The sequence below is a fragment of the Herbaspirillum huttiense genome (assembly GCF_047300815.1).
GTDB classification, from domain to species: domain Bacteria; phylum Pseudomonadota; class Gammaproteobacteria; order Burkholderiales; family Burkholderiaceae_D; genus Herbaspirillum; species Herbaspirillum huttiense_A.
On the sequence record NZ_CP178608.1, the window covers coordinates 3096900 to 3117298 of the forward strand.

Sequence of the window (20399 nt, forward strand, 5' to 3'; positions counted from 1 at the left end):
TTTAGATAAGAGACCATCTGTAGGATGGTCTCACCACGCGCGCACTTTGCCACGGCCTCTTACAGACATCTTCAGGAGAGCCATGTGCAAACTGCAGTCCCCCTGCGCGACATCGACGATGTCGTCGCCTTCATCGATTCCCGTTCCGTCCTTTCTGGCCATGCCGGCCTGGTGTGGTGGCTGCTGCTGGGCGGCCTGTTCCTGGAAGCTCTGTCGCACTCGGCCATCAGCGTAGGTCTGGCGCCGATGAGCCGCCAGCTCGGCCTGGGTCCGCCCGAGATCGGGCTGCTGGCTGCCGTCGCCGCCCTGGCCGCCTTGCTGGCCCAGCCCTTGGGCGGCTGGCTGGCCGATCGCTGGGGCCGGGTGCGGCCCTTGCTGCTGGCCAAGGTGCTGGCCCTGGCAGGCGCCGTGCTGGTGGCCTGCGGCCAGGATGTTGCGGACATCGTGACCGGACGCATCCTGACCGGCCTGGCCTTCGGGCTCGACTTCGCAGTCGCCATTGCGATGCTGGCCGAGCTCACCCCGGCGCGCCTGCGGCACCGCCTGAACCTGTGGCAGGCCCTGTGGTACCTGGCCGTCTGCGGCAACCTCCTGCTCACGCTGGTGGCCGATCAATGGGCGCCCGGCGACAGCCTTTGGCGCTATCCGGTCGCCGCCACGGCTGCGGCAGCCCTGCTGCTGCTGAACCTGCAGATGCTGTTCCTGGTTGAGAGTCCCTGCTGGCTGGCACGCCGCCAGCGCTGGCAGGACGCGGCCGACGCCATGGGACAGCTCTATCACGGCCACCGGTTCACGCCGCAGGACGCGCTGCTACACCAGCCCGTGGCTCCCATCCCATCGGCACGCGCGGCGCCCGCACCGGGCCTGGCCCAGGTAATGCGCCCGCCCTACCATCTGCGCATGGCCTTGGCCGCCACCGTGCAAGCCGGGCAGGCCGTGCAGTACTTCGCCGTCGGCTGGTACCTGCCCCTGCTCAGTGCAGACCTGTTTGGCCACAACCTGCGCCAGGCCACCTGGGGCACGCTCCTGTTCAACCTGGCAGGCCTGTGCGGCGGCCTGCTGGCGCCATCACTGGCACGCTGGCTCGGCCTGCGGCAGGCCTGCGCCTGGGGTTTCGGCGCGACCTGCCTGGTGCTGCTGGCGCTGGCGGACGCGTGGCCACATGTGCCGCATTGGCAAGCGCTGCTGCTGCCCGCCCTGTTCCTGCTATGCCATGCGGCCGGACCAGGAGGCAATGGCAAGAGCCTGTCGGCCCTGTCGTTCCCCAGCGAACTGCGGGCGCGCGCCAATGGCGTGACCGGGACGGTGGGTTCGGGCGGGGCGGCTCTGGGACTGTTCTCCTTCCCGCTGCTGCAAGCCTGGCTGGGTACGGCCTATTGCCTGCTGCTGGTGGCCATGGTGGCGCTCATGGCCTGCCTCACCTGCTGGCGGCTGCGCTGGGATCCCCAGCGCACGAGTTTTCATCCGGATCTCGAAGACACGGGCCCGCACGTATCGGCGCCCGTAGCACAAGGCATCGCCACCGACAGAAGACGCCATGAACGCCCGTGAGGCCGTCCTGGCCATCGACGCCGGCACCACCAGCACGCGGGCCGCAGTGGTCACCGCCAATGGCCTGGTCTCCTGCCTGCACCGGCGCCCGCTGCCCACGCACTCGCCGTGCAGCGGCGTGGTGGAACAGAATGCCGCGCTGATCTGGCAGCAGACCTTGACCGTCTGCCGCGCCGCCCTGCACCAGGCGCGCCAGAAAGGCCTGCGCATCCGTGCCATCGGCCTGTGCAACCAGCGCGCCAGCGCCGTGCTGTGGGATACCGCCAGCGGCCGCCCGCTGGCACCCGCGCTGGCCTGGCAGGACAGCCGCCACGCGGCCGACCTGTCAGCCTTGGCCCCGCACTGGGACCCACGCCTGCGCCCCCGCCTGGGCAGGCCGGTCGGCAGCCGCTCCCCCTACCTGTGGGCCGCGCGCCTGCTGCGCAGCCACCCTGCCGTAGCTCAGGCCTGGGACCGCGGACGGCTGGGCTTTGGCAGCATCGATACCTGGCTGCTGTGGCAGCTCAGCGGCCGCCGCCTGCTGGCCACCAGCGCCACCAATGCCACCGCCTGCAATGCCTATGTATTGGACCACCACGCCTATGCGCTGGACTGGCTGGATGCGCTGGACTTCCCGCCGGCTTTGCTGCCCGCGCTCTACCAGGATGCCGATGACTATGGCAGCAGCGACGCCAGGGTGCTGGGTGCGGTCCTGCCCATCCGAGCCTGCGCCGGCGACCAGCTGGCCGCCGCCATCGGCCAGGGCTGCCTGGAAGCGGGACAGGCCCTGTGCCAGCACGGCACCGGCAGCTTCATCGACCTGCTGGTTGGCCCGCGGACGGCTCCGGCCTCACTGGAGGCTGCCTGCAGCGGCAGTGTGGTGGTGACGGCGCGGCGCCAGAACGATGTCTCTCACTTTGCCCTGGAAAGCTACAGTGCCACCACCGGCGCCGTGCTGGCCTGGGCCTGCCAGCGCCAACACTGGTTTCCCGATGCGCGGCGCTTGCTGGCCCTGGCCGCCAGTGTCAAGTCGGCCGGCGGAGTCAGCTTCGTCCCGGCACTGGCCGGGCTGCAGGCGCCCCAGCGCAGCAGCACCGCCCGCGCCGCCCTGCAGGGTCTGTCGCTGGCCACCGGCCGTGCCGAAGTGGCCCACGCCCTGGTGGATGGCATCGCCCAAATGGTTGCGGCCTGCGTGAGCGCCAATGCCGAGGCTGCAGGCCTGCGGCTGTCGCAGATCATGACCGGCGGCACCCTGGCCAGCAGCGACCTGCTGCTGCAGATGCAGGCCGACCTGACCGGCGTGCCGGCCTGCCGCACTCAGCAGGCCGCCCATGCCAGCCTGCGGGGCATCGCCTACCTGGCCGGCAGCCACGGCCTGCTGTGGGACGACCTGCCCCAGGCCTGCGCCCGCACCCGCCTGCAGGCCGTCTTCAAGCCGCGTATCGACTCCGGAGAACGCACCCGCCGCCGTGCCCTGTGGCAGGCACGCCTGTGCGCCGAACTGGAACACGGCGGGCCGGGGGACGGACACTGACGGCTCCTGACATAGCTGCACCGGACTCTTCGTTTACCTCACTTGCATTCCCTTTTTCATCCACCAGGAACTCCAATGCGTGCACCCTCCCTCTCCCGCGTCGCTTCTTCTGCACAGGCGCCCGATCTGTCCCTGCAATCCAGGCTCAGGCGCCACCCCGTCATGGCCGCGCTCTATGGCGTGACGCATCTGCCTGTCTTCCTCGACAGTGCCGCCGAAGTCGGCATCCTGGCGCATGTGGAGCTGCGGGAATTGCAGGCCGTCATGGCTACCCTGCACAGCGCAGGCAAATTCATTCTCCTCAACGTGGACACCTGTGAAGGACTGGCCCACGACAAGGCCGCCATCGATTACCTGGCCGGCATCGGCGTAGCCGGGCTGGTATCGACCCGGGTGGCCACGCTGCTACGCGCCAGCCGTGCCGGAATGATCACCATGCAGAAGGTGTTCGTGACCGATCGCACCACCTGGCCGCGCAGCCTCAAGGCGCTGGAACAAAGCGGACCGAACCTGGTGCAGCTGATGCCGGCACCGATGCTGCCGCGCCTGGGGGCGGCCGACCGCGAACAGCTGCCGCCCATCGTGGCGGCCGGCTTTGTCTGCAATGAGAAGGATGCGCGCGCGGCATTGGCCGCAGGCGCGATCGCGCTTTCCACCAGCGAGCAGCGCTTGTGGAATCTGCCTGCGGGTGCGCTGAGCGCGCCTTGACCCTGCGCTCAGGTGCGGCGAGTTCGGGGCTTGGCGGCCTTCACGGGCTGGTCGGCAGCCGCAGCTTTCTTGGGCTTGGCTGTTGGCTTGACTGCTGGCTTGGCGGCCGCCGGGGCTGCAACCGCTTTGCGGGGCGAACGCTTGCGTGCCGCCGCCGGTGCTGCATCGGGCTGCGCCGCCGGCAGCACCTCGCCGTCTTCGCCAATGGCCGTGGTGAGCTTGCGCGCCAGCGCAATGACGCGATCGGGGTCGGCATCGAGCGTGCCCATGAGCAGCTCGATGATTTCCGAGCGCGGATTGGCCAGCGTCGGTTCGATCATCATCACGGCCGCCGCCAGGGCCAGGGCACGCTCGCGGCTGGCCTGGTCCGGCAACATCTGTCCCAGCGCATTGAGCGCTTCCACCGGGGCCACCGCCGTGATGCGGGCCTGCTCCTTCAACAACTGCACCCAGTTGGTCTGCGGCGACACGCTGGCATGCATGTTCGGCAGCTGTGCAAGCAGCCGCGCCAGGCGCAGGCTGCGCCGTTCGAAGGCCCCGATGGACACCATGCCGGCAATGACGATGCGGCATACCGCCTCGGCAAAGCCGCCCTCGGCAATCTGGCCGATCACGGTATCGCGGTAGCGCCCCAGTTCCTGCTGGGCCCAGCGCTGGGCCAGCTCGGCATCGGGCTCGCGCGGCGGCAGCCAGGCACCCAGGCCGTTGGGGCCGAACAGGCGGCGCGTCATGCGCACCGTGCGGGCATCACGCTGGTCGCGCCAGGCGTTGAGTTCGTCGGTGATCTTCTGCGCCATGCGGCGTTCATACTGCTTCAGCGGATGGTCGGGGTCGAGCTGTACCCGGTGGGCGCGCGCGGCAGCAGCCTGCTGGCGGATGAAGGCAGCAGCCGGATGCTTGTCGGAGAATAGTTGCCGCTGCATGCGCAAGGGATTCATGCGCATCAGCGCGTTGGCACTCTCGCGGGTGGCGCCCATGCGTACCCAGGGGCGCACCCAGGTCTTGTACCACTGGGCATTGAGTTGCGACCACTGGCTGATGGTCGAGAAGAGCGACTCTTCCTCGCGGCCTTCGGGATTGAGCTTGCGCAGGTCTTCCATGGTGCGGTGCTCGTAGTGCACCGTGTAGTCACCCGGCTCCAGCGCATCCCAGCGCTGGGTGGGGCGGCCGTCCTTGCGTTCCAGCTTCATCTCGTAGAGTCCCGGTGGCAGGCTCTCGATGACATCCAGCGAGCTCACCAGCTGGTCATGTTCCTTCAGCGCCACCGAGCCGCCCACGAAGATGCCCAGGTGGCCCACGCTCTCGTGCAGCACGTAGATGATGGTACGACCGGCCGCCGCGATGGCGCGCTCGTCGCCCCACACGTCGATGATCCAGTTCAGGGCCTGCGGCGGCGGCGTGATGTTGTCGCCCCAGGAGGCGAAGACCACGATGGGTGCCGTGATGTCGCGCAGATTGACCGCCCTGCCCTTGACCTCCAGCTCCCCGCGCGCCAGCTTGTTGCCCACGAACAGATTCTCGGTGATGGCCTCGATCTCGGCCCCGGTCATGCGGAAGAAGCCGCCCCACCAGCGTTCGAACTCCAGGAAGCGCGGCGCCTCCTGGTCGACCCCGGACCACAGGTTGTAATACTTGCTCCAGAAGGTGTTGGCCGGATTGAGTTTCTCGAAATTCTCGACCAGGTAGGCACCATCGAAGCGGTCGGCCCCCAGGTCGGCGGCCAGCGAGGCCAGCCAGGTCCCGCCGAGGTTGGCGCCGCTGTAGCGCATGGGGTTCAGCGTGGAGCTGCCGGCCCAGTAGGAGGCCGGCGCACCCACCATCATGAGCGGACCGAACAGCTCCGGCCGCACGGCATCGAGCGTCATCATGGCCCAGCCGGCCTGGCAATTGCCGATCACCACCGGCTTGGCCGGGCATTGCGGATGACGGCGCATGACTTCTTCTAGGAAGCGCGCCTCGGCATCCATGACCGTGACCAGCGTCTGGCCATCCTCGGGCTCGGGGCGGAAGGTGACGAAATACACGGTGTGCCCGCCCTTCATCGCCATGCCCACTTCCGAATCGAACTTGAAGCCGCCAATGCCGGGACCGTGTCCGGCGCGCGGATCAACCACCACCACGGGACGCGCCTGCGGATCGACCGGCAGCCCCGGTGGCGGCTGCAGGCGAAGCAAGGCGTAATTGCAGGGCTCGGGCAGGTCGTGGCCGTCCAGCACCAGCTCATGGTCAAATTTCAACAGCGGCGGCGTGCCCTGCTCAAGATGCTCCAGATAGTCGTTGCCACGGTCGAGCAAGGTATCGAGGAAGAGAAAACTGCGCTGTACGCAATCCTGTACATAATTCGGGACATCGCCCCAGGCCGCAGCGGGCGTGGCAGGCTGAAGAGGGGGATGGAGGTCGGACGTCTTGCGGCTTGCCATGGGTGCACTCCGGTCAAGTAAGACTTCAATCATACTGACCTGGATCGTCAGCAAATCGTCCGATCTCTGCGACAATGGAACCGCAATTCGCGGAATTGGGTGTAAAAACCACTAAAACCATTGCACGGAGGAACTTTCATGGAGCTCAAAAGCCTGGTAGACCAACCCGGCAAGCTGCCGACCATTCCCAAGGTGGTCCAGCAACTGATGGCCAGCTTCAACAGCGAGGAAGTCTCCGCCCACGAGATCGCCCAGCAGATCGCCGCCGACCCGGCGCTCACCGCCAAGGTGCTGCGGCTGGCCAACTCGGCGTTCTTCCATGCCTCGCGCACCATCGGGACCGTCGACGATGCGCTGCGCATGCTGGGCTTCATCATGGTGCGCAACCTGGTGCTGGGCAATGGCATGGTGGCGGCCTTCAAGAACAGCCGCGGCATGGACCTGCAGCAGTTCTGGCGGCACACCCTCTACAGCGCCGTGGCAGCGCGCTGGCTGGCCATGCATGCAGGCATCAACGGCGAAGACAATGGCGACGCCGTCTTCACGGTGGGCATGATGCATGGCATCGGCCAGCTGCAATTGCATGCCGTGGCCGCGTCCGCCGTCGCCCCGCTGGACAAGCAGTGCAACGTGCTCGACGCCGGCCGTGCCGAACAGGAAAAGGCGGCCTGGGGCTTCCACTACGCCGACGTATCAGCCGAACTGGCGACGATCTGGCACTTTCCGGATACGCTGGTCAATGCGCTGCGCTCGGTGCCCGATCCGCTGGGCGCAGGCCGCCTCGAACGCGCGGCCGCCTGGGTGCATCTGGGGGCGTGGGCCGCACGCGTGACCGTGCTGTCACTGGAGGATGATGCCGCACTGGCCACCTACCCGACAGCCGTTGGCAAGAAGCTGGGAGTGGACCCGGCCTGGATGCCGGTGCTGGTCAAGCACGATCCGGACAAGGCCGAGCGCGCCATGCCTTCGTTGGGCGAACTTTCTGCCGGGCTGGATGCCATGCTGGAGTAAGGAGCCCCGCTTGGACACATTCATCAGCCTGCTGCTGGGCCTGCTGCGCCACCTGGCCTTCAATATCGTGTTCTATCTGATCGGCTGCGGCCTGCTCAAGCTCATCACACTGGGTCGCTATCCGCGCTGGCGGCCGCTGCGCGCAGGCCACTGGCGCGTACAGGCGCAGGATGTCGATCTGGTCGCCTTGTTCGGCTTCCTCGCCAGCGTGGGCCTGTTAGTGTTGGCGGCGCGCCTGTTTGCCTGATCCTGCCACCGCTAGTTGATCTCTCAGGTGGCGCAGATGCTGCAGCTGTGGCCCTTGCAGTTGTGCAGCACGCTGCTGCGGCCGGCGCCTGCGTGCGTCCCCGGCCCGGTCGCACCCTGTCCGGCGAGCTGCTCGGCACCGTTGCGCGGCTGCCAGCGATGCTTGACCTGCAAGCCCACGTGACCGCCCGTGGGCATGGGCGAGGCGGCCGTCTCCTCTTTGCAATAGGGACAGCAAGTCTGGCCGTGCAATCCCTGAAGGGGAATGAGGCGTTCGAAGATGCCTTCGCAATGGCTGCAACGAATGTCATACAAGGGCATGGGGACTCCTTCACCAATCCGTTATCACGAAAAAACCCGGCCAGGCCTGCGCCCGGCCGGGAACACACACGTCACTGCGTTCTTCGCTAGCCCTTGCGGCCCCAATAGGATTTGTCGTTGAGCATGCCCTTGGGCGTGATGTCCTGATCGAAGATGGAGGTCGGCAAGGCCACCGTGCAGGCGCAGTTGGGAATGTCGACGATGCCGCCGATGCGCCCTTCCACGGGCGCAGCCGTCAACAGCATGTAGGCCTGGCTGCCGGTGTAGCCGAAGTGGGTCAGGTAGTCGATGGCCTTCAGGCAGGCCTGGCGATAGGCGACGGTGGCATCGAGGTAGTAGTTCACGCCGTTTTCCACGCTGATGCCCTCGAAGGTCAGCCACTGCTCGTAATGCGGCTTGACGATGCTGGGCATGAAGATGGGCGAGGTGATGTTGTACTTGGCCATGCCGCCCTTGATGAGGTCGAAGCCGACGTGGCTCACGCCATCCATCTCGATGGCGCCGCAGAAGCCGATCTCGCCATCACCCTGCGAGAAGTGCAAATCTCCCATCGAGAAGCCTGCGCCCTTGACGTACACCGGGAAGAAGATGCGGGTGCCCGCCGACAGGTCCTTGATGTCGGTGTTGCCGCCATGCTCGCGCGGCGGCACGGTGCGGGCGGCGACCTTGGCCATCTCGTCGAACTTGGCGCCAGTCAGGCCGCGCAGCACGGCGGTGCTGGGGTTGGGCGGCTGGGCCAAGCCCTTGGCGGCCAGCGGCGCTTCGCGGCGGTTCCATTCGGCCAACAGGTCATGCGAAGGCAGGCAACCCATCAGACCAGGGTGGGTCAGGCCTGCGATGCGCACGCCCGGAATATGGCGCGAGGTGGCATACAAGCCTTTCAGGTCCCAGATGGCCTTGTCGGCTTCGGGGAAATAGTCGGCCAGGAAACCGCCGCCATTCTCCTTGGCAAACACGCCCGAGAAACCGACCGGCGTGACCGGCTTGATGTCCAGCAGGTCGATCACCAGCAGGTCACCCGGCTCGGCGCCCTCGACGTGGAAGGGACCGGTCAGCGGATGGGCGCGGGTGAGGTCGACGTTCTTGACGTCGGAGACATCGTCGGTGTCCTGGATCTGCGCATCGAGGAAGTCCAGCGACTCGATCAGGATGGATTCGCCCGGCTTGACCGAGGCCAGGAACGGCAGGTCCGGGTGCCAGCGGTTGTGACCCAGTTCAGCCTGCTCTGCCAGCGGGACGCCGGGCTTGATCTTGAAGTGTTGCATGCGATCTCCTTGGTGGTGGGTGTGTGATGAGGCCTTGCGCCTTCGGCCTCAGGCGGCCGGCTCGGTGGGGATCCCCGGCATCGGGCATTCGGGCGTACCGGCACTGTTGCGCGTCAATGCCTCGACCTGGGCGCGTGCAGCCGCCGGGTCGTTGACCCAGGTGCGATAAAAGTCGAAGGGACACTCGGCCACGCCGGCCGGCGATTCGCCCGAATTGATCTTGCCGGTGTAGCCGCGATGCAGCAGCTTGTAGAGGTGGTTCTGCGACTGCCAGTTGCGGCGCGCATCGCGGATGGCCGAAACCGACAGTTCGGCATACTGGATGCCCATCTCCTCGGTGCCGCACTCGCCCAGCGTGCGGCCATCGAAACCGACGATGGCCGAATGGCCGAAGTAGGAATAGACGCCATCGAACCCGGCCGCATTGGCCACGGCCACATACAGGTTGTTCATCCAGGCCATGGCCTTGGAAACCATGATCTGCTGTTCCTTGGCCGGATACATGTAGCCCTGGCAGCGCACCACCAGTTCCGCGCCCTTCATGGCGCAGTCGCGCCAGATCTCGGGATAGTTGCCGTCATCACAGATGATGAGGCTGATCTTGAGGCCCTTGGGGCCGTCGCAGACGTAGGTGGTATCGCCCGGATACCAGCCCTCGATGGGCGTCCACGGCATGATCTTGCGATACTTCTGCACGATCTCGCCCTGGTCGTTGATGAGGATGAGCGTGTTGTAGGGCACCTTGCGCGGGTGCTCCTCATGGCGCTCGCCGGTGAGCGAAAAGACGCCCCACACGCCGGCGATGCGGCAGGCTTCGGAAAAGATGGCAGTCTCGTCGCCGGGGATGGTGGCGGCAGTCTCGAACATTTCTTCACGGTCATACATGATGCCGTGGGTGGAATACTCGGGGAACACCACCAGGTCCAGCCCCGGCAGTCCCTGCTTCATGCCGACCAGCATGGCGGCGATCTTCCTGGCATTCTCCAGTACCTCGCCGCGCGTATGCAGGCGCGGCATCTTGTAGTTCACCACGGCCACGCCGACGGCGTCGCGGCTGGCTGAAATGTCTCCGTGTCGCATGGGCTTGCTCCTCTGAAAAGACGGTCGACTCAGACCGACAGATACTTGCTGATGGTGGGCGCATCGACGTTCTCGCGCGTGTCCTCGTAGACGAAGCGGCCCTTGTCGATGACCAGGAAACGGTCCGCAATCTCCAGCGTGAAGCTCAGCACCTGCTCCGACACCACGATGGTCAGCGCACGGATCTTGCGGATTTCCTTGAGGCTCTTGGCGATGTCCTTGATGATGGAAGGCTGTATCCCTTCGGTCGGTTCATCCAGCAGCAGCACACGCGGATTGGTGGCCAGTGCGCGGGCAATGGCCAGTTGCTGCTGCTGTCCCCCGGAGAGGTTGCCGCCCTTGCGGGTGCGCATGTCATAGAGCACCGGGAACAGCGAATACAGTTCATCGGGCACCTTGCCCTTGGCCGATGCGGGCAGGCCGGTCTGGATGTTTTCCAGCACCGTCATGTGCGAAAAGATCATGCGTCCCTGCGGCACGTAGGCCACGCCGCGCTCGACGCGCTGGTGGCTTTCCAGGGCACCGAGTTCCACGCCATCGATGCTGATGCTGCCGCCGCGCAGCGGCAGGATGCCCATCAGGGTCTTGAACAGCGTGGTCTTGCCCATGCCGTTGCGGCCCATGACGGCGACGATTTCTTCCTTGGCCACCGACAGATCGACATCGTGGATGACCTTGCTCTGGCCGTAGCCGGAGGCGAGTTGCGAGACTTTGAACATGGCAGGCTCCGAGGGTGAGGAAAGTTCAGTGACCGAGATAGACGTCGATTACCTTGGGATCGGACTGCACCTTCTCCATGCTGCCTTCAGCCAGGATTTTTCCCTGGTGCAGCACGGTGACCTTGTGGGCGATGCTCTTGACGAAATCCATGTCGTGCTCGATCACCACCACCGAGCGGCCCTGGCTGATACGGCCCAGCAGCTCGGCCGTCTTTTCGCGCTCGGACACGCTCATGCCGGCCACCGGTTCATCCAGCATCAAGAGCTCCGGCTCCTGCATCAGCAGCATGCCGATCTCCAGCCACTGCTTCTGGCCGTGCGAGAGCAGGTCGGCTTGCGTATGCAGTTGTTCGTCCAGGAAGATCTCGGCGGCCACCGCCTCCACGCGCGCTACCACGTCCGGCGAACGCTTGAAGGTCAGTGCACCGAACACCTTGCGGCCACGCGGGAAGGACATCTCCAGGTTCTCGAATACGGAGAGGTTTTCATAGATGGACGGGGTCTGGAACTTGCGCCCCACACCCACCCGCACGATGGCGTGTTCGCTCATCCTGGTCAGTTCGTGGTTGTTGAACTTGATGCTGCCGGAGGTGGCGCGGGTCTTGCCGCAGATCAGGTCCAGCACCGTGGTCTTGCCCGCACCGTTGGGGCCGATCACCACGCGCACCTCATTGCGCTGCACGTAGAGATTGAGCTTGTCGACTGCCTTGAACCCATCGAAAGAGACGGTCAGGTCTTCGATGGCCAGGACCGGATGGGCGTCCGATTCGAAACCGATGGCGTTCTCGCTCATTTGCTGGCCTCCAGGGTCGCGCCCGGCTCGATGCCATCGCGCTTGGGTTCAGGGGTGGATACTCGGGAAACCGGCTTGGCGGCTTCTGCAGCAACGGGTGCCGTAGGCAGCTTGGATTGGCCGCGCAGCTTGTCCATCAGGCGCTTGCCCTGGGTCTGCCAGAGCCCGGCCAGGCCATTAGGGAAATACATCACTACCGCAATGAAGAGACCGCCCATCAGGAACAGCCACAATTCGGGGAAGGTTTCGGAGAAGTAGGTTTTGCCAAAATTCACCAGCAGCGTTCCGTACACCGCGCCCAGCAGCGACATGCGGCCACCCACTGCAGCAAAGATCACCATTTCGATGGAGGGCACGATACCGACGAAGGACGGCGACATGAAGCCCACCTGCAGCGTGAACATGGCCCCGCCGATGGCCGAGAACATGGCCGCCGCACAGAAGACGAAGACCTTGAAGCTGGCCACGTCATAGCCGGAGAAACGCACCCGTTCTTCCTTGTCGCGCATGGCCACCAGCAGGCGGCCCAGCTTGGAACCGAGCACGTAGCGGCCGAACAGGATGCAGCCGAACAGCAGTCCCGCATTGACGAAATACAGCACCAGCTTGGCATGGTCGGTGCGGATATCCCAGCCCATCAGGCTCTTGAGGTCGGTGATGCCGTTGACGCCGCCGGTCAGCCCCTGCTGGCCGATGATGAGGATGGACAGGATGGCGGCAATGGCCTGGGTGACGATGGAGAAATACACATCCCCCACGCGCCGCTTGAACATCGCCAGCCCGATCAGCATGGCCAGTACGGTCGGCACCGCCAGTACCGCAAAGAGGGTGAAGGCAAAGCTGTGAAAGGGCTCCCACATGGCCGGCAAGGCGGTGATCTGGTTCCAGTCCATGAAGTCGGGGATGCCCGGCGTGGACTGGATCTTGGTGCTGATGGGGTCCGAGGCTTCGAGCTTGAGGAACATGGCCATGCAATAGCCGCCCAGGCCGAAGAACACGCCCTGCCCCAGGCTGAGGATGCCGCCGTAGCCCCAGCACAGCACCAGGCCCACGGCCACGAAGGCATAGGACAGGTATTTGCCCACCAGGTTGAGACGGAACATGTCCATCGTCAGCGGGAACACCACCAGCAGCAGTACCGCCATCACCAGCAGGCCAAGCGCACCGGAGCGCCCGCCCAGCAGTTTTTCATAGGCTGCATTCATCATCGGACCTCGCTCATGTAGTTGGATCGGGAGTGGCCATCTTTCACGTTCATTTGCGTACCTTCGCCGAGAACAGTCCTTGGGGACGCAGCATCAGGATCAGGATCACCGCCGACAAGGTCAGCACCTTGGCCATGGAACCGGTCAGGAAGAATTCCGCCGTGGACTGCGTCTGGGCAATCGAGAAGGCCGAGGCGATGGTGCCGATCAGGCTTTGCGCGCCACCGAAGACCACCACCAGGAAGGTATCGACGATGTAGAGCGATCCGCTGGTCGGGCCGGTGGAACCGATGGTGGTGAAAGCCGCCCCCGCCACGCCGGCCACGCCGCAGCCGAGTGCAAAGGTGGTGCGGTCGACCTTGCGGGTATTGATGCCCACGGCCCCGCTCATGACGCGGTTCTGCATCGTGGCCCGCACCTGCAAGCCCCAGCGGGAGCGGAACAGCAACACGAAGATGGCCCCGGTGAGCAAGACCGTCAGGCCCATCATGAAGAGACCGTTCAAGGGGATATCGATGGCATCGGTCGGCTTGAAGGACCCCATGAGCCAGTCCGGCAAGGTGGCGCTGACTTCCTTGGCGCCGAAGATGGAACGGAAGGTCTGCTGCATCGCCAGCGACAGGCCCCAGGTCGCCAGCAAGGTATCGAGCGGACGCTTGTAGAGGCGGCTGATGAGCAGCAGCTCGGTGAGATAACCCACGCCATAGGCCACGGCGAAGGACAGCACGATGGCCACGAAGAAATAGAACGGCTGCAAGGCCGGCGCATAGGTGGTGGTCAGGTGCGACAGCAGGTAGGTGATGTAGGCGCCGATGGTGAGGAATTCACCGTGGGCCATGTTGATCACGCCCATCTGCCCGAAGATGATGGCTAGGCCCAGCGCCATCAGCAGCAGCACGCAGAAAACCGAGAGGCCATTGAAGCCCTGCATGGCGAAGATGGCGCCGAATTCGGATAGAGAAACCATGATGACTCCCGACGGGGCAGAGTTGCAGATTGGAGAAATGGGCGGCAGCGCCCGCATGTCACTACAGGCGCCACCGCTTTGCTGCACGAAGGGCCGGTGCGGTACCGGCCAGGCCGCCTTACTGGTAGCCCTTGGGGAAGGGATTCGGTTCGATCAGCTCGGACTCGTAGACCACCTTGAACTGGCCATCCTTCTGCGCCTCGCCGATGCGGGTCTTGCTCCAGAGGTGATGGTTTTCGTGGACCTTGACGTAGCCTTCGGGCGCGGTCTTGAGTTCGATGCCGGGCGAGGCGGCCACCACCTTGTCGACATCAAAGCTGCCGGCCTTTTCCACGGCGGCCTTCCACAGCCAGGGGCCGAGATAGGCTGCTTGTGTGACGTCGCCGATGACCGAATTGGCACCGAACTTGGCCTTGAATTCGGCCACGAATTTCTTGTTGTTGGCGTTGTCGAGACTCTGGAAATACTTCATCGAGGCAAAGAAGCCTTCCACGTTCTCGCCGCCGATGCCCAGCATTTCATCCTCGGTCACCGAGATGGTCAGCAGGTTCTGGGTCTTGGCGGTGACGCCCGCGGCCTTCAACTGCTTGTAGAAGGCGACGTTGGAGCCACCGACCACGTCGGCGAAGATCACGTCGGGCTTTTTCAACTTGATCTTGTTGATGAGCGAACCGAATTGCGTGTTGCCCAGCGGGTAGTATTCCTCGCCCACCACCGAACCCTTGAGCACGTTCTCGATGTGCTTGCGGGCGATCTTGTTGGAAGTACGCGGCCAGATGTAATCCGAGCCGACCAGGAAGAAGGTCTTGGCCTTCTTTTCCTTGGCCACCCAGTTCAGGCCTGCCAGCACCTGTTGCGTCGCCTCCTGCCCGGTATAGAACACGTTCTTGGATTGCTCCAGGCCTTCATAGAAGGTCGGGTAATACAAGAGGCCGTTGTCCTTCTCGAACACCGGCAACACCGCCTTGCGGGAGGCCGAGGTCCAGCAGCCGAAGACGGCAGCCACGCGGTCATTTTCGAGCAGCTTCTTGGCCTTTTCGGCGAAGGTTGGCCAGTCGCTGGCACCGTCTTCCTGGATGATCTTGATCTTGCGGCCGAGAATGCCGCCCATGGCATTGATCTGGTCGATGGCCAGGCGCTCGGCCTGGATCGAACCGGTCTCGCTGATGGCCATGGTGCCGGTGGCCGAGTGCAGCTGGCCGACCGTGACTTCGGTATCGGTGATGGCCAGCTTGGTGGTGTTGACCTTGGCGGTCGGATACTGCTGGGCCGAGGCCATGCCCGGCAGGGCCGCTGCTGCCGCCCCGGCGGCCAGGCCCATGAGGATCTTGCGGCGCGGGAGCGAGGGAGGATTGGAAGACGAGGAATGCGACATGCGGTACTCCTTTCGGGCGTTGTTGTTGGACTCGGTCTGGGCCATCGTGGCGTCATGCAAGCGGTGAAACGAAGACCGGACAAGTCACTGCCCCGGCAGCGGCGCAACTCGGAAAGCCCCTTCCGACACACGGGTCCGGCGCTTCGTTCTGAGGCGCAGAATAGGTTCGCAGGTGCAGCGCAACAATACGTTGTTTGACGTAAGCCCCCTGCTGGTGCGCCCTTGCGGCCTGCACAGCTTTCGCCCACGGCTTGCCTGCTGTTGGTGCGCACTTTTCATGCGGGGCGTCAGGATGCGGCGACGACGGCCATACCGCCTGCCTTTTCTTGGCGAATTCTCATGTCATGCAGACAGGCATCTACGTCATTTGACGTATGCCCTCCTGCTTCGAATGGTTTGAAAATTGCTTGGACATAAACACGAGCCAGGCCGCCCGTCTGCACTGCAGCACACTGACGAGGCGCTGACGGACATGACCGACCGCATCCTCCGACCCGACCAAGAGCCAACGTGACCCATCCCGCCACACAACGCATCGTCAAGGTCCGGCGCGACTACAACACCTGGGTCGCCAACGAGACGCTGGAAGACTACGCGCTGCGCTACACGCCGCTGTCCTTTCGCCGCTGGTCCGAATTCCGGCTGGCCAACACGGCGCTGGGGGCCACCTCCTTCCTGGCGCTGGAAGCCATCAGCGGTGCCATCACCCTGAGCTATGGCTTCACCAATGCCTTCTGGGCCATCATCTGCGTGATGGTGCTGTTTTTCGCCACTGGCCTGCCCATCAGCTATTACGCGGCGCGCTACGGGGTGGACATGGACCTGCTCACGCGCGGCGCCGGCTTCGGCTACATCGGCTCGACCATCACCTCGCTGATCTACGCCAGCTTCACCTTCATCTTCTTCGCGCTGGAAGCGGCCATCATGGCGCAGGCCATCGAGATTTATTTCGGCCTGCCGCTGGTGTATGGCTATGTGCTCTGTTCGCTCATCATCATTCCCATGGTGGCCTACGGCATCACCCTCATCAACCGGCTGCAGATGTGGACCCAGCCGCTGTGGCTGGTGCTGCTGGTGCTGCCCTATGCCTGCGTGCTGTACAAGGAACCGGAGGCGCTCTCCAACCTGATGAGCTTCGCCGGCCGCGCCGAAGAAGGCAGCTCCTTCAACCTCACGCTCTTCGGCGCGGCCGCCACGGTGGCCTTCTCGCTCATTGCGCAAGTGGGGGAACAGGTGGACTTCCTGCGCTTCCTGCCGCAAAAGACCGCCGCCAATCGCGGCCGCTGGTGGAGCGCCCTGCTGCTGGCCGGGCCCGGATGGATCCTGCTGGGCGGGGCCAAGATGCTGGGCGGCACGCTGCTGGCATTCCTCGCCATCCAGCATGAAGTGCCGATGGCACGTGCCGTGGAACCGACCCAGATGTACCTGATCGGCTATCAGTACGTGTTCGGCAATCCGGCCTTTGCGCTGGGAGCGGTGGTGCTGTTCGTGGTGGTGTCGCAGATCAAGATCAATGTCACCAATGCCTATGCCGGCTCGCTGGCCTGGTCCAATTTCTTCGCACGTCTCACGCACAGCCACCCGGGGCGCGTGGTGTGGCTGGTCTTCAATGTGCTGATCGCGGTGCTGCTCATGGAGCTGGGGGTGTTCAATGCGCTGGAACACGTGCTGGCCCTCTACAGCCTGGTGGCCATCTCCTGGATCGGGGCCGTGGTCGCCGACCTGGTCATCAACAAGCCGTTGCGGCTGAGCCCCGCGCATATCGAATTCAAGCGCGCTCACCTGTATGACGTGAACCCCGTCGGCGTCGGTTCGATGGTCATTGCCACCCTGCTCTCCACGCTGGCCATGTCGGGCGTGATGGGCAAGACCATCGCCGCGATGGCCCCCTTCATCGCATTGGGGTCGGCGATGGTGACGGCGCCCCTGATCGCGCTGGCCACCGGCAGCCGTTACTACATCGCTCGGCGCGATACGCTGTCCGAGCAGAACTATCGGCCCGTCACGCCCGGACAGGCGCACTCGGTACTGGATTGCGTAATCTGTGGCAATGCATTCGAAACGCCGGACATGGCCCATTGTCCCGCCTACCAGGGGGCCATCTGTTCGCTGTGCTGTTCACTCGATGCCCGCTGCAAGGACCGCTGCAAGACGCCCCACGCACGCCTGCCCAACCAGATCCTGCATACGCTGCATCAACTGATCCCGGCGCGCTTCGCACTCAAGCTCAATACGCGCATCGGCCATTACCTGAGTGTCTTCGGGCTGTTGGCCGGCGGACTGGCCATCGTGCTGTGGATGCTGTATTTCCAGCAAATGGCCGATCTTTCCGGGCTGAGCTTGTCCGCACCGGATTCATTGCGGGGCGTCTTCATCAAGCTGTTCTGCCTGCTGCTGGTGGTGGTTGGCGTCGGCGCCTGGTGGCTGGTGCTGACCAACGAGAGCCGCGCCGTCGCCCAGGAAGAATCGGAACGCCAGACCAATCTGCTGCTGCAGGAAATCGAGGCCCACAAGCAGACCGATGCCGAACTGCAGCGTGCCAAGGAAGCCGCCGAATCAGCCAACCTGGCCAAGAGCCGCTTCGTGGCCGGCATGAGCCACGAATTGCGCACGCCCTTGAACAGCATCCTCGGCTATGCCCAGATCCTGCACGTGGACGCCACCATCCCGCCGGCCCGCAAAGAAGCCATCGCCATCATCCGCCGCAGTGGCGAACACCTGTTGAGTCTGATCGATGGCCTGCTCGATATCGCCAAGATCGAAGCCGGCAAGATGCGCCTGGCCTCGGATGAGCTGGCGCTGGAAGCTTTCCTGGAACAGATCGTGGGCATGTTCGCGCCGCAGGCCGAACAGAAGGGGCTGCACTTCCGCTTCGAGAAATCCGGACGCCTGCCGCAGATCGTGCACGCGGACCAGAAACGGCTGCGCCAGATCCTCATCAACCTGCTGGGCAATGCGGTGAAGTTCACCGATCACGGCGGCGTCACGCTCAAGTTGCGCTACGCCCGAGAGATCGCGTATTTCGATGTGATCGACAGCGGCATCGGCATCGCCGACGAGGACCTGGAACGCATCTTCCTGCCCTTCGAGCGCAGCAGCGCAGCCAATCTGCGCGAAGACATCGGCACCGGCCTGGGCCTGGCCATCAGCCGCATGCTGGTGCACATCATGGGTGGCGAACTGAGCGTGCAGAGCCGGGTCGGCCAGGGCAGCAGTTTCCATCTCAAGATCTACCTGCCTGAAGTGCACGTCCCGCGCCCGCGCCTGAAGCTGGAAGACCAGATGTCGGGCTACGCCGGCCCTTCCCGCCACATCCTGGTGGTGGACGACCAGGCCTCGCAGCGACGGCTGCTCAGGGACATGCTCATGCCCCTGGGATTCGTGGTGAGCGAAGCCGACAGCGGCCTGGCCTGCATGGAGCGATTGGGGCGCGAAGTGCCGGACCTGATCCTGCTGGACATCGCCATGCCGCAGATGGATGGCTGGACGGTGGCGCGCGCCATCCGTGCACGCGGGCTCGCGCAATTGCCGATCCTGCTGGTCTCGGCCAATGCCTTCGAGAACCTGCATGAGCGCAACGAGCCGCCGCTGGTCAATGACTTCGTGGTCAAGCCGGTCTCGTACAACGAATTGCTGGCCAAGATCCGGCAGCACCTGAAACTGGACTGGGTAGCACCGGCGAAACCGGCGGTACAGCCACCGCTTGCGCCCGCGAGCGCGCAAGCGACGGCGCAACCGCTGATGCTGGTGCCGCCCCATGACAAGCTGGCCGCCCTGCTCGAACTGGGCAGCATCGGCTACGCCAAGGAAATCCTGCGCCAGCTCGACGCCATGGAGCGCCAGCAGCCGGCCTACCTGCCCTTCACCACCGAGCTGCGGCAGCTGGTCAAGCAATTCCGATTGAATGAATACGTCACCCGCATCAAGGAGCTGATCCGACATGATCTCAACGACGTTCGATAGACACGTGGTGCTGATCGTCGATGACATGCCCGACAACCTGGCCATGTTGTCCGACGCGCTCGATGAGAGCGGCCACATCGTGCTGGTCGCCACCGACGGCCTGGCGGCACTGGAGCGGCTGGACCACATCACGCCCGACCTGATCCTGCTCGATGCGATGATGCCCGGCATCGACGGCTTCGAGACCTGTCGCCGCATCAAGCAGGTCAAGCGGGTGGCGCATGTGCCGGTGGTGTTCATGACGGGCTTGTCGGAGACCGAACATGTGGTGCGCGGTTTCGAGGTCGGCGGGATCGACTACGTGACCAAGCCGATCCGTCCGCAGGAGGTGGTGGCGCGCATCGGTGCGCATATCCGCACTGCGCGCATGATGACGCAGACGCGCGGGATGCTGGAGCATGCGGCCCATGCGGTCATCGTGCTGGGGGGCAATGGCCTGCCGATGTGGCAGACCACCAAGGCCTCACAATGGCTGGAAAAATACTATGGCCCGGCGGCCCCGGCCAGTCACAAGCTGCCGGGGCCCTTGCAGGTCTGGCTCAACGAGCAGCTGGTACGGCAGCGCCAGGGCGAGAGCCTGGATCATGTGCCACCATTGATCGTGCGCCAGCAGCAGGATGAGCTGCACATCACGCTCTCCGGCCCGGGCCAGGGGCATGGCGTGAGCCTGGTGCTGGAGGAGAAAATCTCCGGCGCGGCACAGCGTGGCGATGAGCTCATGGCCCTGCCGCCCACGCTCGAAAGCGCGCGCCTGACGCCGCGCGAAAGTGACGTCCTGCTGTGGCTCGGCAAGGGCAAGACCAACCGCGACATCGCCGAGATCCTCGGCATGAGCCCGCGTACGGTCAACAAGCACCTGGAACATATCTTCGTGAAGCTGGGGGTGGAGACTCGCTCGGCGGCGGCGGTGCTGGCCAGCAGCCTGGCGGCGGCCACCAGCGGCAGCCAGTTGCTGCAATGAACCTGATCCAATAAAAGCGCGCACGCAGGGCCGGTTTGGCCTATCCTTGCACAGGGCACTCACGCCCATCATTACCGAAGCAAAGGAGTCAACATGCCCAAGAAAGAGAAACTGGACCCGGAAACCGAAGCCCTGATCCAATGGTGTACCGAAGTCGAGCAGTTCCTGGTCAAGGGCGGTGCCACGCTGGACCAGGCACAAGAGCACATCGAGGAACAGGTCGAATGGTTCACTGACCTCTACTACGATGGTCTCACCCCGGAAGAAGCCGCCAAGGAAGCCCTGGCCTGATTCTCCTCCG

The 20399-nt window shown here is 64.5% G+C and carries 17 protein-coding genes; 8 read left to right on the forward strand and 9 right to left on the reverse strand.

The genetic code is table 11. From position 1 onward, the window contains the following. Positions 1–84 precede the first annotated feature (84 nt). The 3 genes from ACLRDN_RS14275 to ACLRDN_RS14285 all read left to right on the forward strand — a co-directional run bounded on the left by ACLRDN_RS14275 (position 85) and on the right by ACLRDN_RS14285 (position 3772). Positions 85–1551 carry an MFS transporter gene (locus ACLRDN_RS14275; protein ID WP_413456810.1) on the forward strand — a complete coding sequence of 489 codons (1467 nt, stop codon included), beginning with the start codon at positions 85–87 and terminating at the stop codon, positions 1549–1551. After that, positions 1538–3064 carry an FGGY family carbohydrate kinase gene (locus ACLRDN_RS14280; protein WP_413456811.1) on the forward strand — a complete coding sequence of 509 codons (1527 nt, stop codon included), beginning with the start codon at positions 1538–1540 and terminating at the stop codon, positions 3062–3064. The genes ACLRDN_RS14275 and ACLRDN_RS14280 overlap by 14 nt, the downstream gene beginning before the upstream one ends. A 162-nt stretch (positions 3065–3226) precedes the next feature. Further along, positions 3227–3772 carry a glycerol-3-phosphate responsive antiterminator gene (locus ACLRDN_RS14285; RefSeq protein WP_413460401.1) on the forward strand — a complete coding sequence of 182 codons (546 nt, stop codon included), beginning with the start codon at positions 3227–3229 and terminating at the stop codon, positions 3770–3772. 8 nt (positions 3773–3780) lie between these two features. On the opposite strand, the gene ACLRDN_RS14290 is transcribed toward ACLRDN_RS14285, so the two are convergent. Next, positions 3781–6192 (reverse strand): DUF3141 domain-containing protein, encoded by a 2412-nt coding sequence (locus tag ACLRDN_RS14290; RefSeq protein WP_413456812.1) that lies wholly within the window; start codon positions 6190–6192, stop codon positions 3781–3783. A gap of 138 nt (positions 6193–6330) precedes the next feature. On the opposite strand from ACLRDN_RS14290, the gene ACLRDN_RS14295 reads away from it, so the two are divergent. Both ACLRDN_RS14295 and ACLRDN_RS14300 read left to right on the forward strand, forming a co-directional pair. After that, positions 6331–7203 carry an HDOD domain-containing protein gene (locus tag ACLRDN_RS14295; protein ID WP_413456813.1) on the forward strand — a complete coding sequence of 291 codons (873 nt, stop codon included), beginning with the start codon at positions 6331–6333 and terminating at the stop codon, positions 7201–7203. Between the two features lie 10 nt (positions 7204–7213). Next, the gene (locus tag ACLRDN_RS14300; protein ID WP_413456814.1) at positions 7214–7450 is read left to right on the forward strand and encodes a hypothetical protein; all 237 of its coding nucleotides are present in this window, start codon (positions 7214–7216) and stop codon (positions 7448–7450) included. Positions 7451–7473: 23 nt separating this feature from the next. Here the strand turns inward: ACLRDN_RS14300 and ACLRDN_RS14305 are convergent, their stop codons facing one another. From ACLRDN_RS14305 to urtA, 8 genes are all read right to left on the reverse strand, one after another. Further along, a complete protein-coding gene (locus ACLRDN_RS14305) occupies positions 7474–7770 on the reverse strand; it encodes a zinc ribbon domain-containing protein (protein ID WP_034333572.1) in 297 nt (98 codons plus the stop codon). Positions 7771–7856: 86 nt separating this feature from the next. After that, positions 7857–9035, reverse strand: a complete 1179-nt coding sequence (gene fmdA, locus ACLRDN_RS14310; protein WP_013234603.1) for a formamidase — start codon at positions 9033–9035, stop codon at positions 7857–7859. A gap of 48 nt (positions 9036–9083) precedes the next feature. Continuing rightward, on the reverse strand, positions 9084–10115 hold the full coding sequence (locus ACLRDN_RS14315; RefSeq protein WP_204726532.1) for an aliphatic amidase: 1032 nt from the start codon (positions 10113–10115) through the stop codon (positions 9084–9086). Positions 10116–10144: 29 nt separating this feature from the next. Continuing rightward, on the reverse strand, positions 10145–10834 hold the full coding sequence (gene urtE, locus ACLRDN_RS14320; protein ID WP_288064624.1) for an urea ABC transporter ATP-binding subunit UrtE: 690 nt from the start codon (positions 10832–10834) through the stop codon (positions 10145–10147). 25 nt (positions 10835–10859) lie between these two features. Further along, positions 10860–11627: an urea ABC transporter ATP-binding protein UrtD gene (gene urtD / locus ACLRDN_RS14325; protein ID WP_209581642.1), complete on the reverse strand. Its 768-nt coding sequence runs from the start codon at positions 11625–11627 to the stop codon at positions 10860–10862. Continuing rightward, positions 11624–12832 (reverse strand): urea ABC transporter permease subunit UrtC, encoded by a 1209-nt coding sequence (urtC, locus tag ACLRDN_RS14330; protein WP_413460402.1) that lies wholly within the window; start codon positions 12830–12832, stop codon positions 11624–11626. The genes urtD and urtC overlap by 4 nt, the downstream gene beginning before the upstream one ends. 49 nt (positions 12833–12881) lie before the next feature. Then, on the reverse strand, positions 12882–13799 hold the full coding sequence (gene urtB, locus ACLRDN_RS14335) for an urea ABC transporter permease subunit UrtB (protein ID WP_039787923.1): 918 nt from the start codon (positions 13797–13799) through the stop codon (positions 12882–12884). Positions 13800–13917: 118 nt separating this feature from the next. Beyond that, positions 13918–15174 carry an urea ABC transporter substrate-binding protein gene (gene urtA / locus ACLRDN_RS14340; protein WP_039788032.1) on the reverse strand — a complete coding sequence of 419 codons (1257 nt, stop codon included), beginning with the start codon at positions 15172–15174 and terminating at the stop codon, positions 13918–13920. 510 nt (positions 15175–15684) lie between these two features. Here urtA and ACLRDN_RS14345 point away from each other — a divergent pair. From ACLRDN_RS14345 to ACLRDN_RS14355, 3 genes are all read left to right on the forward strand, one after another. Further along, entirely contained in the window at positions 15685–19137 is a 3453-nt protein-coding gene (locus ACLRDN_RS14345) for an ATP-binding protein (RefSeq protein ID WP_413456815.1), read from the forward strand. Next, positions 19115–20098, forward strand: coding sequence for a response regulator (locus ACLRDN_RS14350; RefSeq protein WP_413456816.1), 984 nt, complete (start codon positions 19115–19117; stop codon positions 20096–20098). The genes ACLRDN_RS14345 and ACLRDN_RS14350 overlap by 23 nt, the downstream gene beginning before the upstream one ends. Positions 20099–20191: 93 nt before the next feature. Then, the gene (locus tag ACLRDN_RS14355; protein WP_008329502.1) at positions 20192–20389 is read left to right on the forward strand and encodes a hypothetical protein; all 198 of its coding nucleotides are present in this window, start codon (positions 20192–20194) and stop codon (positions 20387–20389) included. The last annotated feature ends 10 nt before the right edge of the window (positions 20390–20399 follow it).